This window comes from Pseudoalteromonas sp. NH0006-26, assembly GCF_057552415.1.
Genome location: NZ_BAAJMJ010000003.1, coordinates 32,614 through 47,131 on the forward strand (window position 1 = coordinate 32,614; position 14,518 = coordinate 47,131).

11 protein-coding genes are annotated in these 14,518 nt (G+C 41.1%); 6 read left to right on the forward strand and 5 right to left on the reverse strand.

What is annotated here, in order from left to right:
• The first annotated feature begins 255 nt into the window (after positions 1-255).
• Both yihI and AC27JR_RS05170 read left to right on the forward strand, forming a co-directional pair.
• On the forward strand, positions 256-840 hold the full coding sequence (gene yihI / locus AC27JR_RS05165) for a Der GTPase-activating protein YihI (RefSeq protein WP_487172974.1): 585 nt from the start codon (positions 256-258) through the stop codon (positions 838-840).
• 12 nt (positions 841-852) lie between these two features.
• Positions 853-1,368 (forward strand): DUF2489 domain-containing protein, encoded by a 516-nt coding sequence (locus AC27JR_RS05170; RefSeq protein WP_010390378.1) that lies wholly within the window; start codon positions 853-855, stop codon positions 1,366-1,368.
• A 66-nt stretch (positions 1,369-1,434) separates the two neighbouring features.
• Here AC27JR_RS05170 and hemN read toward each other — a convergent pair whose 3' ends face one another.
• Together hemN and yjgA are read right to left on the reverse strand one after the other, a co-directional pair.
• On the reverse strand, positions 1,435-2,808 hold the full coding sequence (gene hemN / locus AC27JR_RS05175) for an oxygen-independent coproporphyrinogen III oxidase (RefSeq protein WP_487172975.1): 1,374 nt from the start codon (positions 2,806-2,808) through the stop codon (positions 1,435-1,437).
• A gap of 116 nt (positions 2,809-2,924) precedes the next feature.
• Positions 2,925-3,449 (reverse strand): ribosome biogenesis factor YjgA, encoded by a 525-nt coding sequence (gene yjgA / locus AC27JR_RS05180; protein ID WP_008465739.1) that lies wholly within the window; start codon positions 3,447-3,449, stop codon positions 2,925-2,927.
• Positions 3,450-3,594: 145 nt separating this feature from the next.
• Here yjgA and pmbA point away from each other — a divergent pair, with 145 nt between their 5' ends.
• From pmbA to AC27JR_RS05195, 3 genes are all read left to right on the forward strand, one after another.
• Complete coding sequence (gene pmbA, locus AC27JR_RS05185; protein ID WP_487172976.1) at positions 3,595-4,944, forward strand: metalloprotease PmbA; 1,350 nt, start codon at positions 3,595-3,597, stop codon at positions 4,942-4,944.
• A 109-nt stretch (positions 4,945-5,053) separates the two neighbouring features.
• Positions 5,054-5,533, forward strand: coding sequence for a DciA family protein (locus AC27JR_RS05190; RefSeq protein WP_131690357.1), 480 nt, complete (start codon positions 5,054-5,056; stop codon positions 5,531-5,533).
• A gap of 210 nt (positions 5,534-5,743) precedes the next feature.
• Positions 5,744-7,816 (forward strand): M13 family metallopeptidase, encoded by a 2,073-nt coding sequence (locus AC27JR_RS05195; RefSeq protein ID WP_487172977.1) that lies wholly within the window; start codon positions 5,744-5,746, stop codon positions 7,814-7,816.
• Positions 7,817-7,901: 85 nt separating this feature from the next.
• Here AC27JR_RS05195 and mutT read toward each other — a convergent pair whose 3' ends face one another.
• The 3 genes from mutT to AC27JR_RS05210 all read right to left on the reverse strand — a co-directional run bounded on the left by mutT (position 7,902) and on the right by AC27JR_RS05210 (position 13,476).
• Positions 7,902-8,300, reverse strand: coding sequence for an 8-oxo-dGTP diphosphatase MutT (gene mutT, locus AC27JR_RS05200; protein ID WP_487172978.1), 399 nt, complete (start codon positions 8,298-8,300; stop codon positions 7,902-7,904).
• Positions 8,301-8,364: 64 nt separating this feature from the next.
• Entirely contained in the window at positions 8,365-11,073 is a 2,709-nt protein-coding gene (secA, locus tag AC27JR_RS05205) for a preprotein translocase subunit SecA (RefSeq protein ID WP_487172979.1), read from the reverse strand.
• Positions 11,074-11,448: 375 nt separating this feature from the next.
• Complete coding sequence (locus tag AC27JR_RS05210; RefSeq protein WP_487172980.1) at positions 11,449-13,476, reverse strand: methyl-accepting chemotaxis protein; 2,028 nt, start codon at positions 13,474-13,476, stop codon at positions 11,449-11,451.
• 113 nt (positions 13,477-13,589) lie between these two features.
• Here AC27JR_RS05210 and AC27JR_RS05215 point away from each other — a divergent pair, with 113 nt between their 5' ends.
• A complete protein-coding gene (locus tag AC27JR_RS05215) occupies positions 13,590-14,360 on the forward strand; it encodes a Rossmann-fold NAD(P)-binding domain-containing protein (RefSeq protein ID WP_487172981.1) in 771 nt (256 codons plus the stop codon).
• The last annotated feature ends 158 nt before the right edge of the window (positions 14,361-14,518 follow it).

A 14,518-nucleotide genomic window follows, 5' to 3' on the forward strand; every position in this document is an offset into this window, starting at 1 on the left:
ACTAAAAAGTCGAAGGGAGAAGTGTCCATATAATGGCGCTCAGATTAGCAGGCGGTAGAGATGTTTTCTCTACCGCCTTTTTATTTGTCCTGTTACAATACCCCCCGTTTAAAAAAAGCATCTAAATATGCTTTGGCGTATATATAGAGAAACCCAACCTCTAAAACGCAAACCGAATTCTTCTGGCTAGGCCAGCATCGCGATGCCCATTGAGTTGCGCCTCGCTCAAAACCTCTTAAGTGAGACGATCAAGATATGAGTAGAAAGAAAAAGTCACGTAAAATTCCATCAAATGGACCCGTTCGTTTAAGCCAAGATAAGCTTAAAGAAATGCGCGCATTGAAAGAGCAACGTGTAAAGAAAACCAAAGGCGCTAAGCCTGGTTCACGTAATGCACCTGATGCATTGAGTAATGACACTCAAAAAACAGGTTCGGCTGCTAAAGACAAACGTGTTGGTAGTAAAAAAGCAGTACCATTAGTTGCCCCAGCCGCTGAACCAAAAGTTGAAATGAAACGTAACCTTAAGCCTGTAGCAGAGCTTAAAAAGGCGATTGAGCCTGAGTTAACGCCTGAGCAAGAATTAGAGGCGCTTGAAAATGATGAGCGCTTGCTTAAATTAGTTGAGCGTCATGAGCAAGGTGAAATGCTAACGGGTAAAGATGCTAAATACTTTAATAGCCGTATAGCGCGTCACCAAGTGCTGTGTAAGTTATTAGGTATTGAAGATGAAGAAGAATTTGAAGATGACTTCAGTGATGAAGAAAGCAGTTCAGATTTTGATCAATACCTATCAAACGATCTAGCTAATGAATGGCTAGATGACGACGAAGATAAGTAATAAGGATACGCAATGAGTACAGCAGTGATCTTAGCCTTAGTTGTAGGTGCTGCTATTATAGCGGGCTTGGCATTTTATGCGGGTCAGTTGCTCTACAAGCTAAATGTGCAAAAAAAGCTAATTAGCAAACAACAGGCAGAGCAACAGCAAAAACTTAAGCAGTCGCGTTTAAAACGTAATGCAAAGCTAGCCGATAGTATTCATTTAATTGCACGTGCGATGAATGAAAAGCAGTGTGATTACTCTGAGGGCTGTTTACGTATTTGGGTGCTGATGTCGCAATATAGTTTTGATACTGAGCGCGACTTAACAACTGCATACCCAGGCATTTATAAAATGTACGACGTGGTAAAAGAAATGCCAACTCACGATTCGCGCAAAAAGTACGCTAAAAAAGAAATTTTTAAGCAAGATACCGCACGCTGGCGCGCAGAAGAATCACTGAGTGATGAAATTGAAGCTGACTGTAAAAAAATTATTGTTGAGTTTAAAGCAGCCCAAGGCAGCGAAAACGTGGTTTTTAACTAGCACTTAAATTTTACAGCATAAAAAAGCAGACCTAGGTCTGCTTTTTTATGCGCGCTATTTTTTAAATTATATAACCCGTGAGAAGCGAGTGGCATTTATTTGTTTTTGTAAATGCGCATCAAAACACATACAAATAATACGAATAAATAAATTCCCTTTTGGCGTCACCTTAATGATGCCATCTTCTATTGTTACCATCTCATCGGCAATTAATGGTGCTAGCGCCTCTAAGGCATCTTTAAAGTAATCGCTAAAGTCTATCTTATGTTGGTTAGCAAATTGGCCCATATCAAGCTCAAACTGGCAAATAAGCTGCTTAATTGCATCCGCACGAATAAGGTCATCTAGTGTTAAATGCATCCCTTTATTAATGGCACTGCCTGCTTGCTCGTCGACTGCTTGGTAATAGTGTTTTAGCTCTTTTTTATTTTGTAATATGGCCGTACCTATTTGCGAAATAGACGAGACCCCTAAGCCGAGTAAATCACATTCTCCATGGGTAGTGTAACCTTGAAAGTTACGATGCAGTTGGCCGCTATTTTGAGCAATGGCCAATTCATTATCAACTTTTGCAAAGTGGTCCATACCTATAAACTGATAGCCCGCTTGGGTCATTTGCTCTAGGGTATTTTTGAACATAGTGAGCTTATTATGGGCACTAGGTAAATCAGCATCTTTTATTTTACGTTGAGCGGCAAAGCGCTCAGGTAAATGAGCATAGTTAAATACTGAAACACGGTCGGGGTCTAAGGCAATCAGTTGCTCAATAGTTTGCTGAAAGCTTTCAGGTGTTTGCAGTGGGAGCCCATAAATCATATCTGCATTAATTGATTTAAAACCCAATTGTTTTGCTTGGGTAATTAACTGCTTTACCTCATCAACATGTTGAGGGCGGTTAACAGCTAGCTGAACCTGATCATTAAAGTCTTGAATACCAAACGACACACGATTAAATCCCATTTCGCTTAAGTCAATCAGCATATTGTCAGCCAGTGAGCGAGGGTCTATTTCTATACCGCGCTCACAGGTATCGCTAAAGTTAAAGTGTTGCTCTAGTAGCTTTACTAAGCGAGTCATTTGGGCTGCGGTTAAAAAGGTTGGAGTACCGCCACCTAAATGTAATTGTTCGACCCGATAGTCTTGAAATAGCGGCGCTTGTGCCGCGATTTCTTTAGCTAAAAAATCTAAGTAGGTATCGGCTTTAGATTGATGGCGAGTAATAACTTTATTACAGCCACAGTAATAGCAAAGCTGGCTACAAAAAGGGATGTGAATATACAAAGACAAAGCACGGGTTTGCGATGATTCAATAGCACTGATCAAATCTTGTTGCTGGTAGCCGTCAGCTAATGAAAGTGCTGTCGGGTAAGACGTGTAACGCGGGCCCGATACATTGTATTTGTTTATTAAAGTTTGATCCCATTGAGGAAGTTTAATCATCACGCGCACCTTATCTTTTAAGTTGCTGCGTATTGTAAAAAAGGAAAGGGGAGGAGGTTTTGATCTACAACAAAAAAAGGTGCCGCAGCACCTTTTTAGTATGTAACGCAGCTGCGTTACATAATGGCGTCTTTTAAATACTGAAATAGCTCTTTGTAGCCTTTGGCTGGTTTTTCTGCTTTTACTTCTTTAGCCGCATTTCGCACCATTTGGCGCATTTTTTGGCGCTCTAGGGCAGGGTATTGCTCAATGGTTTCGTTGATCAAGTCATCGCCTTGCTCAATTAAATCACTGCGCAGCTGCTCAATTTTTTTGATCATAACCTCTGCTTGGTTATTTTTATTAAGCATTACATCAATGATCGCTTTAATTTCTTCAATGTTTTCTACGGTACGAAGGGTTTTTGCAATGTAATTTAAGTGGCGGCGGTAGGCATCACTTTTGTTACTAATTTTATCGGCAACTACCATTGCTTCTTTTAAGTCATCATTGAGCGGCAAGCGTTCGCGCTGCTTTTTACCCATTTTGGCAATTTCAGATCCTAACTGATGAAACTCTTGCGCTTCACGCTTAAGTTCACTTTTTGATACATATATAATTTCTTCTTCAATTTCAGCAGGCTTGCCTTTTTTCTTCGCCATGGGGTGCTCTTAAATAAAAATAACTTCATCTATTATACGCGATTCTTTTAGTGATTAATATTAGCTGATGTGGTGCAGTGAGTGTGTTAGCATTTAAATATAAAAAATGTGTGCAACATGGCCTTCAGGGCTCAGGACAGAATTTATGAAAAGCCAACACCAAGATCCAATTTATTCGCAAATTTCTCAAGTAAAAGACGCCGTTTCAGAAGTACTTGAACACGCTAAAAAGCTAGGCGCTACCGCTGCAGAAGCTGCTATGTCGAGCACTTCAGGACTATCGGTAAGTACGCGCATGGGCGAAGTAGAAACCATTGAGTTTAACCAAGACGGTGGTTTAGGCATTAGTGTGTATGTTGGTAATAACAAAGGCTCTGCTTCAACGGCTGATTTAAATCCAAAAACATTGCGCTCTGTGGTCGAAAAAGCCATAGATATTGCTAAATTCACCTCAGATGATCCGTGTAATGGTATTGCTGATAAAGAATTGCTTGAGTTTTCGCCTAAAGATTTAGACTTATTTCACCCTTGGGATGTAAGCCCTGAGCAAGGAATCGACTTATGTCATGCTGCAGAGCAAGCCGCATTAAATGCGGATGAGCGAATTGTGAACTCTGATGGTGCTAGCTTTTCTTCGCACCAAGGGCTGCGCGTGTATGGTAATAGTCATGGTTTAATCGCCGGTTATCCGCGTACACGTCATAGCATAAGCACTATGGTAATAGGCAAAGAGGGCGAGCATATGCAGCGCGACTCAGCCTATACGATTTCCCGCGATCAAGCAGGACTAAAAGACGCTGCAAGTGTTGGGCTTGAAGCAGCAGCAGAAACCCTAGCAAAACTAAACAGCCAAAAACTAGGTACTATGAAAGTACCGGTTATTTTTAGAGCCGATATTGCTAACTCATTATTTGGTCATTTAGTGTCAGCGATTGGTGGTGGCGCACTGTACCGTAAATCCAGCTTTTTACTGGACAGCTTAGGTACGCAAGTTTTTAGCAAAACCGTTAATATTTCAGAGCGCCCACACCTACTAAAAGGGTTAGCATCATCACCATTTGATAGTGAAGGGGTTAAAACCCTCGACAGAGAAATAATACACGGTGGTGAGTTGCAAACGTATTTACTAGCGAGCTACGCAGCGCGTAAAATGAATATGACGCCAACAGGTCATGCCGGTGGTATCCACAACTGGTTAGTTGAACAAACCCATCAAGATTTAGCCGCACTATTAAAAACGATGGGCACAGGTTTTTTAGTCACTGAACTTATGGGGCAGGGTGTAAATACCGTGACCGGTGACTACTCTCGTGGTGCTGCGGGTTTTTGGGTTGAAAATGGTGAAATACAGTACCCAGTAAGTGAAATTACCATTGCTGGAAATTTAAAAGATATGTTTAAAGGTATTTCAGCCATTGGTGGCGATATAGAGCGACGTGGTGGTATTCAAACGGGCTCGGTACTGATTGAACAAATGCAGGTCGCGGGTGCTTAATACCGAACTGCAATAGTACTTAATTCAGCGAATTGGTATAACCCCACTTTGTTTGCTTAAATTAAGCTTAATTTAAGCAAACTTTCTTTTGATGTTTTTAAGGTGTGATATGGCTAAAGATAGATATGCGCCAAAACCATTAACCGACATTATGGCCGGGCTGAACAACCGTTTAGCAGCCTATGCGGGAAAAAGCCAAGCACTGGATACACAGCAACAGTTGTTACGCGATTTCTTAGGCCCTAAGCTAGGCGATAAATGCCGAGTAAGTAATTATCGTGATGGTACGCTGATGATCGAGGCTGTTTCTGCTCCTATTGCACTTCGACTTAACTATTTAAAAATGGATATGCAGTCTCATTTTAGAGCAGCTGGTATGGCAGAGCTTGGGCAAATAAAAATTACCGCCAATCCACAAGCAACTCAACGATTAAGCACCCGACCTAAAGCGGCTGATGGCAAACCAACGAACTCCCTTACAATGAGTGAACAAACGGCTGATTATTTAAATGCTATCGCCGATTCTGCGCCTCCGTCATTAAAAGAAAAGCTTCAGCGCTTGGCTTTACATGGTAAAAATAAACCTTAATTAAATACCATTTAACACCTTGCTCGGTTTGTTTTGCTGGCTTTAAAATACTTTGTTACATATTCGATTTTATTGTTATTTAAATCAGGTTTATGATGCTGGATCAGTGCCTTTATTTAAGGTGCTCGCAATACGTATTTTATTAAGTTATATGTATCCCATAAAGCTTAATGAAATGCGTATTTATATTAATTAATATACGGGATCCTTATGCAAAAAATAACCTTAACTGCCGCTAGTATTGCACTGGCGTTAGGTTTAGTTGGCTGCGGTGAAAAGCCACAACAAATGAAAGCAGAAGCAACAACAGTGACTGCACCTGTTGCAACTCTTGGTGCGCTAGGTGTTGATTTACAAAATATGGATGAAAGTGTTCGTGCACAGGATGATTTTTATTATCATGTTAATGGTCAATGGTTAGCAAAAACCGAAATTCCAGGTGATAAGTCTAACTATGGATCCTTCTCTCAGTTATATGATGAATCACAAAAAGCAATGAAGACGGTACTTGAGCGCGCTGCGACTAATGCTGATGCAGAAGTGGGCAGTGATGAGTATAAGTTGGGGGCTTTTTATACCAGTTATATGGCCAAAAATGCGCGTGAAGAGCTTGGTATTACTCCGCTTAAAGAGTCATTGTCGGACATTGATAAAGTGACTAATAAAGCTGACTTAGTGACGTTAATGGCGCAGTTACAAGTAAAAGGCGGGGACTTACCGTTTGGTTGGTATGTAAATAATGATGCTAAAAACTCTAGTGAAAATGCTTTATATGCGTATCAAGCTGGCTTAGGGTTACCGGATCGCGATTATTACTTAAAAGATGATGAAAAATTCACAAAAACTCGTGCTGCGTATCAAACTTATATTGGTGACATTTTAGCAAAGGCGGGTGTTACAAGCGCTGAAAATGCCGCTAATGCGATTATAGAGCTTGAGAAAACTATTGCCCAAGCGCAGTGGAGTCGAGTACAAAGTCGCGATGCAACTAAGTCATATAATAAAATGACGGTAGCTGAAGCTAACGAGTTAATGGGTGAGTTTGATTTAAGCGCTTATTTTGAAGCTGTCGGTGTTGATGCTCAAGAGTTGATTGTGCGCCAACCAAGTTACTTTGAAGCGTTTGCAGGCATTTTCAAAAATACTGACTTAGCTGTTTGGCAAAACTATTTAAAATTCCATTTTGTTAGTAATTACGCGCAGCTACTTAATAAAGATTTAGTGGATTTGAAGTTTAATTTTTACAGCACCACCTTGCGCGGTGTTGAAGAGCAAGCACCACTTTGGAAGCAAGCCGTTGATGCATCAAACAGTGTACTGGGTGAAATTTTAGGTAAAGTCTACGTTAAAGAAAACTTCCCGCCAGAAGCAAAAGCACGTATGGAAGAGTTAGTTGATAATGTGATTAAAGGCTATTCAGTGGCAATTGAAAACCTTGAGTGGATGAGCCCTGAAACAAAAGTGGCGGCGCAAGAAAAACTCAATAAGTTTACCCCTAAAATTGGTTATCCAGATAAATGGAAAGATTACTCAGATTTAGCGATTAACCCTGATGAACTTGTCGGCAACTATATTCGATACAGTGAATGGGCTTATGCAGATATGATTGCTAAATTAGGTAAGCCAGTTGATCGATCTGAGTGGCATATGACGCCACAAACAGTAAATGCTTACTACAACCCAGTGAATAACGAAATAGTATTTCCTGCGGCGATTTTGCAGCCTCCTTTCTTTAATTTAGAAGCGGATGATGCGGTTAACTATGGTGCTATTGGTGCAGTTATTGGCCATGAGTTAGGCCATGGCTTTGATGATCAAGGTGCAAAATACGACGGTGATGGCAATTTACGTAATTGGTGGAGCGAGTCAGACCTTAAGCAGTTTGAACAGCGAAGTGCTGCCTTAGTTGCGCAGTATAATCAGTATAAACCGTTTGAAGATGCCAGCGTTAATGGTGAGCTGACATTGGGTGAAAACATTGGTGACTTGGGCGGCTTAACCGTCGCTTATAAAGCGTATCAGCTATCGCTGGGTGATTCTAAAGCGCCCATTATTGAAGGCTATACGGGCGATCAACGCTTCTTTATGGGCTGGTCGCAAATTTGGCGTCGTAAATACCGTGATGAAGCATTGCGTAATCGTTTAATGACCGATTCACATTCACCGAGTCATTATCGCGTGATTGGTATTTTGTCGAACATGCCAGAATTTTACCAAGCGTTTGATGTGAAAGAGGGCGATAAAATGTATATCAAGCCGGAAGATCGTGTAAAAATTTGGTAATTTGAGCTGAAATTAGCTTAGACCCATTAATCGCAAAATTAAAAGCCAGTGAGCATCATGCTCACTGGCTTTTTAGTTACTTTTACTAGCTATATTTCGTTTTTATGGCGCTGATAATCTCAACATTGGCAGCAGGAAATTCATAGTTATCAAGCTCGTCTATGCTTACCCACTCACTGGGTTGCCCTTCTGCGCCATGGGCTTGGCCATTAAAGTTACTCACCACGTGTACATTAAGTCGTACGCACTTATCGCCGTAGTCATGCTCAATGGTGATAAGCTCGCTTGAACTATGAATAGTTAACCCTACTTCTTCTAGCAGTTCACGTTTTAGGGCTTGAAACACGGTTTCTCCGGCTTCAACTTTGCCACCAGGAAATTCCCATAATCCACCTTGATGTTGCTCATCTGCTCGTTTACAAATAAACAAATTGTTATTTTTTTTAATTACACCCACAGCAACATTGATGATTACCTTAGTCATTACTTCTCCCTTTAATAGCATAAAAAAAGCGACGCAAGCGTCGCTTTTTATTTTCAAAGTTGTGTTATTTTAATTTGCCACAACATTGCTTGTATTTTTGACCTGAGCCACACGGACATGGATCGTTACGGCCAACTTTTGGCTCGCTACGCGCCATAACCTGAGCGCTTTGTGGTGCTTCACCACCTACGTGTTCTGCTTGTTCATGTTGATATTCGCGAGGGGCATTTTCACTTTTACGGTGTTGCTCTTCTACTTTTTCAACATCTTCTTCAGCGCGAACTTGCACTTTACTTAAAATACCGACCACATCGACTTTTAAGTTTTCTAGCATTTCAGAGAACAATTCAAACGACTCACGTTTGTATTCTTGCTTAGGATTCTTTTGTGCATAACCACGTAAGTGAATACCTTGGCGTAAGTGATCCATTGCAGCAAGGTGATCTTTCCAATGTTGGTCAAGACTTTGAAGCATAATTGCTTTTTCAAACTGACGCAGTACAGAGTCGCCGACCATTTCCTCTTTTTGCTTGTAGGCTTGTTCAACCGCTTCTTCAATACGCTCACGAAGTTTTTCTTCGTATAGCTTATTGTCATCAGCTAACCACTGAGTAATTGGTAACTCAATTAAGAAATCTTGCTTTAAACGTTCTTCAAGCCCTGGTATATCCCACATCTCAGCTAAGCTTTGTGGGGCAATGTATTGATCAATTACACCCGCGAGCACATCACCACGGATAGCAGTAATCGTTTCTGAAATATCACCCTCTTCCAGCAATTCATTACGTTGAGAGTAAACAACACGACGTTGGTCGTTTGCTACATCATCGTACTCAAGTAGCTGTTTACGCACATCAAAGTTACGTGCTTCTACTTTACGCTGAGCGTTTTCGATTGCGCGGTTAACCCATGGGTGTTCAATCGCTTCGCCACGTTGCATACCTAGTTTACGCATCATGTTAGTCATGCGCTCACCAGCAAAAATACGCATCAGCGCATCATCCATCGATAGGTAGAAACGGCTTGAACCAGCATCACCTTGACGGCCAGAACGACCACGTAATTGGTTATCAATACGACGTGACTCATGGCGCTCTGTACCAATAATATGTAAACCGCCGGCATCAATTACTGCGTCATGGCGAATCTTCCATGCCGCCTTAATTTCAGCAATTTGATCGGCCGTTGGGTTTTCAAGCTTTTCAACTTCGCTGTTCCAGTTACCACCCAGTACGATATCGGTACCACGACCGGCCATGTTAGTGGCAATGGTAACAGTCCCTGGTAAGCCCGCATCAGAAACAATGTCAGCTTCTTGTGCGTGGAATTTAGCGTTCAGTACATTGTGCTTAATTTTTTCTTTACGTAAAAACTGCGATAAGTACTCAGAGCTTTCAATTGAGATAGTACCAACAAGTACCGGCTGACCACGTTCTTGACAGTCTTTAATATCTGCTAAAATGGCTTCGTACTTCTCTTCTTGCGTTAAGTAAACTAAATCAGCGCGATCATCACGGATCATTGGCTTATTGGTTGGCATAACCACAGTGTCTAAACCGTAGATAGACTGAAACTCAAACGCTTCTGTATCGGCTGTGCCTGTCATACCTGCTAGCGTTTCGTACAAGCGGAAGTAATTTTGGAACGTAATAGAAGCTAACGTTTGGTTCTCGTTTTGAATTTTCACACCTTCTTTTGCTTCTACAGCTTGGTGTAAACCTTCTGACCAACGGCGTCCTTCCATAGAGCGACCTGTGTGCTCATCAATAATGATAACTTCGTTTTCTTTAATAACGTAGTCAACATCTTTTTGGTAAAGCTTGTGCGCACGAAGAGCTGCATAAACGTGACTGAGTAGCGTGATGCTCGCTGCTGAGTACAGTGAATCACCTTCTTCAATTAAGCCGCGCTCTGTAAGTAGCTCTTCAACTTTTATTTGCCCACGCTCAGTTAGGTGAACTTGCTTAGATTTTTCATCGATAGTGAAATCGCCATCACCTTCAATCCCTTCCTCATCTTCTTTTTCTTGTAGTTCAAGTAAAGGAACAATGGTATTTATTTCAGTGTAAAGCTCTGAGCTGTCTTCAGCTGGGCCAGAAATAATAAGCGGCGTTCGCGCTTCATCAATTAGGATTGAATCCACTTCATCCACTACGGCATAGAATAATGGGCGTTGTACGCGTTCATCAATGCTAAATGCCATGTTGTCACGTAGGTAGTCAAAACCAAATTCGTTGTTGGTACCGTATGTGATGTCGGCTTCATAAGCTTGTTTTTTCTGCTGCGGCATCATGCCCGGAACATTACAACCAACGGTTAAGCCTAAAAATTCAAATAAAGGGCGGTTGGTTTCAGCATCACGCTTGGCCAAGTAGTCATTCACGGTAATAACATGAACACCTTTACCTGTTAAGCCATTTAAATATGCTGGAAGTGTCGCGGTTAGGGTTTTACCTTCACCAGTACGCATTTCTGCAATACGGCCTTGTTGTAAAACCATACCACCTAATAATTGCACGTCGAAGTGACGCATACCGTTTACACGCTTTGACGCCTCACGTACCACAGCAAATGCTTCTGGTAGAATGTCGCCTAAGCTTTGTCCGTTATCGTAACGTTCTCTAAACTCAGCTGTTTTAGCTTTTAAATCTTCATCTGAAAGCGCTTCTAGTTGCGTTTCAAGTGCATTGATCAGTGCGACCGTCTTTCTTAGGTTTTTAATAGTGCGGTCATTGCGACTACCAAAAATCTTGGTAAATAAATTAGATATCATGATAAAACCGTTACAATGTGTTTTTTTGCTAGCCGTGCATCGGCTAACCCATTTTTTACAATTGATAATTAATGTATTCTTTGAATTAACCTTTAGGACACATTAATTAGCAATTTTGTATTAAGCTGCTTTAAAAGCACTGTTTATTACCTGCGCTACTATACCAGACTCTGCTAAACATCAAACTACCTCAAGAAAAAGATCTTCATTTAAAACAGAAAAATTAGATCGTGCTCATAAAAATAGTGTTCTATTGCTAAATTTGATTAAAACTGCAGATAAACAGACCCTAAGGATATGGTGCTGAATAAATTAAAAACAAGGGTAAAACGCTTAAATTTCACCCTTAAATTCTTTGTTTACAGGCATCGATTTTTAAAGCTTAAATTGAGCAACTGTTTTATTGAGCGCCCCAGCTAAGTCACTTAAATCATGTGCTTCATCGGCGAGAGTGTGTGCATGGTGAGCGGTGCTATTAACTAAGTTATTAATAGCAGTAAGGCTCGTGTTAATATCTTCTGCAACGACTGTTTGTTGCTCGGTGGAGGTGGCAATTTGATGGCTTTGATCTTGCACTTTAGTGACCGACTGTTTGATGCTTTGTAATGAGCCCAGTACTTCCTTGGTTTGAGTAACAGAGCTTTGCGCTTGATCTTGCCCTTGCTGCATCATAACGGCAGCCTTTTGCGCAATTTGTTGTAAACGAGAAATCATATTACGAATATCGTCGGTTGACTCTTGAGTACGACTTGCAAGTGAGCGTACTTCATCAGCAACTACAGCAAAGCCTCGCCCATGCTCACCTGCACGAGCCGCTTCAATGGCAGCATTAAGGGCTAAAAGATTAGTTTGCTCAGCAATAGAATTGATGACATCAATGAGTGCACCAATGTTGGTACTTTCTTGTTCTAGACCTGTAACAACCTTAGATGCTTCCCCTATATGAAGTGCCAATGCGCTCATTACATCTTGTGCCTGCGTTGAACGCTCGGTACCTTGTGTAGTTATTATTTGTACTTCTTCGGCAGCGGTATTGGTATATTGTGCATTGCGAGAAATTTCAAGCACGGTACTGGCCATTTCGGTTACTGCGGCGCTGACACTATCTACTTGTTGTTTCTCTTGTTGAATTTCCGAGTTGGTTTTCCTAGAGACTATTTTTAATTGATTGGCAGCCTCATTGAGTTGCTCTGCTTGGGTAGCGGTTTGACGCATCATCAAGCGTAATTTATCAATAAAGGTATTCATGTGATTGGCTAATTGACCGACTTCATCACGGCTATTGATATCAATTTTTTGGGTTAAATCGCCATCACCCGAGGCTATATCGCGCATAATATGCGTTAGCTTTACAATTGGTTTAGAGATCAGCTGCGTTGCCCAAATGATCATAACAATCACAATAAACAACATAATAACTACTGTGGTGACGGTGCTTTTAACGGCATCGTTTACTGGGGCCTCAATTAAGCTTGTTGGAATTAATAGCCCAACATACCAATCTAAGAAGGGTTGCTCCAATTGTAGGCGACTATAAACAACATAGTATTGTTCTCCTTTAAAAGTAACCGTGTGACTACCTTGTAGGTTTTTTTGCATCTGTTGATTAAGTGTCTCAAAGCCAGAAGTGTTTTCAAACTGTTGCTCTAGCCCATCTAAACCTTGCTTTTTCTTAGTGCCGTCATCAGTAATTGACAAGTTGTGTTTGGTTGCTTTCGAAAGGTGCACCACTTTTTGCTTGCTGTCTAATAAGAAGCCGTAGCCTTGATTATTAAAGCGAATGCTTTCTACCATGGCATTAATTTTATTTAACTGCAGGTCTACGCCACCAATACCAATTAGTTTTTTTTGCTCATTATAAACAGGTTGCTGTACTACGGCTGAGGCATCGCCTGTTGTTAAATCAACTGAAATAGGGCCTACGTATAGTTTGTTTAGTTGCATGGCTTCTTGCCACCAACCACGCTTATATGCGTAATAAGGTTGGCCGTTATAATCCGACGTGCGTTCGTTTTCTTTAAAGTATTCGCCTGTAATTGCTGAGGCAAAAAATGCTGAGAGAATATTTTCATCATGGGCGCTAATGCGCACAAAGTCTTGATTTATTTCACTGTAACCGGGAGCGTTTGCCACAGGTTGATCACGTTGTTCCCATGCCTCGAAAAAATTAACTAAGTGTGGGTTATTTACAAAAGTAGATACCACTTTTCCGTACCTAGCAAAGTAACCTTGCATTGATAACTGCTCACTTTGCAGGTAACTTTGTGCTTCGCGTTCAATATTAACGCGTGATAGGTCGGCGATATGTTTGATAAAAAATGTGGAGGCGAGAATCAGCAGCACGGTAATCGTACCACCAATTAGTAATAATATTTTTTTTCGTAAAGAGAGATTATTCAGCATAAGTGTACGTATTGTTATTATTTTTAGTATCGTATATCTAATCATATTTTGTTTTTTATCGCTATAAAACGCGTTAATAAGTGTGATTATGCTTTTAATAAAGGGTAAATAAAGTGCAAACCAACAAAGATAACTTAGTAGTTCTTGGCGCAGGTTGGCTTGGCCAAGCCTTATGTATTGATGCACAAAAACAAGGTTGGCAAGTGCAAGGGACTCATCGTAGTGACACCCATCAATTTGATTTTGAGCGTCAGTTTGTTTTACAAAACGGCGAGCTGCAGCACCAAGTGGATTTACAAAATGCGTATTGGGTGTGTGCTATACCGCCGCGCAGTCGTGACAGCGAAAGTGATTATGCACAGGTGCTGGAACAGGGATTAAAGCTGGCAACTGAACTTAATTGCAAAGGTTTTTTATTGTGCTCATCGACTGGGGTGTATGATCAAGAGCCCGGAGTTTATAGTGAAAGTAGCGATATATCAGGCACTAACGAACGACAAATAAAGCTCTATGATGCAGAAGAGCAAGTGCTAGAGCAGCAAGGTAAAGTGCTTAGGTTAGCCGGGTTGTTGGGGCCAAATCGAGAGCCGGGTCGTTTTGTGGCGGGTAAGGAACTCAACACCTCTAGTCAGCAAGTGGTGAACATGGTGCATCAACAAGATGTGATCAATGCCATTTATGCGGTACTTAACAATTGGTCACAAGGGCAAAGCATTTATAATGTAGTTAACCCTGCGCACCCGAGCAAAGCAGATTATTATGCACAAAAATGTGAGCTGTATGGCACACAAATGCCAAGTTTTAGTAGTGATGAAGTCGCTGAGCGCAAAGTTATTGGCTCAGCGATAGAAGCGCTGGGTTTTAGTTATCAGTATGGTATTTAACCTGAACTCTGAATAATAAATCTATCTCAAGCAGCTATTTTCAGTGCTAACTGCGTTGAATTTACTTGCAATAGGCTAGCTATTGACGCGTAATTTCGCCTTGTTTTCACTGGAAATCTCTGGCTAGAGAAAATAAACATAAATATCATATTGATTCA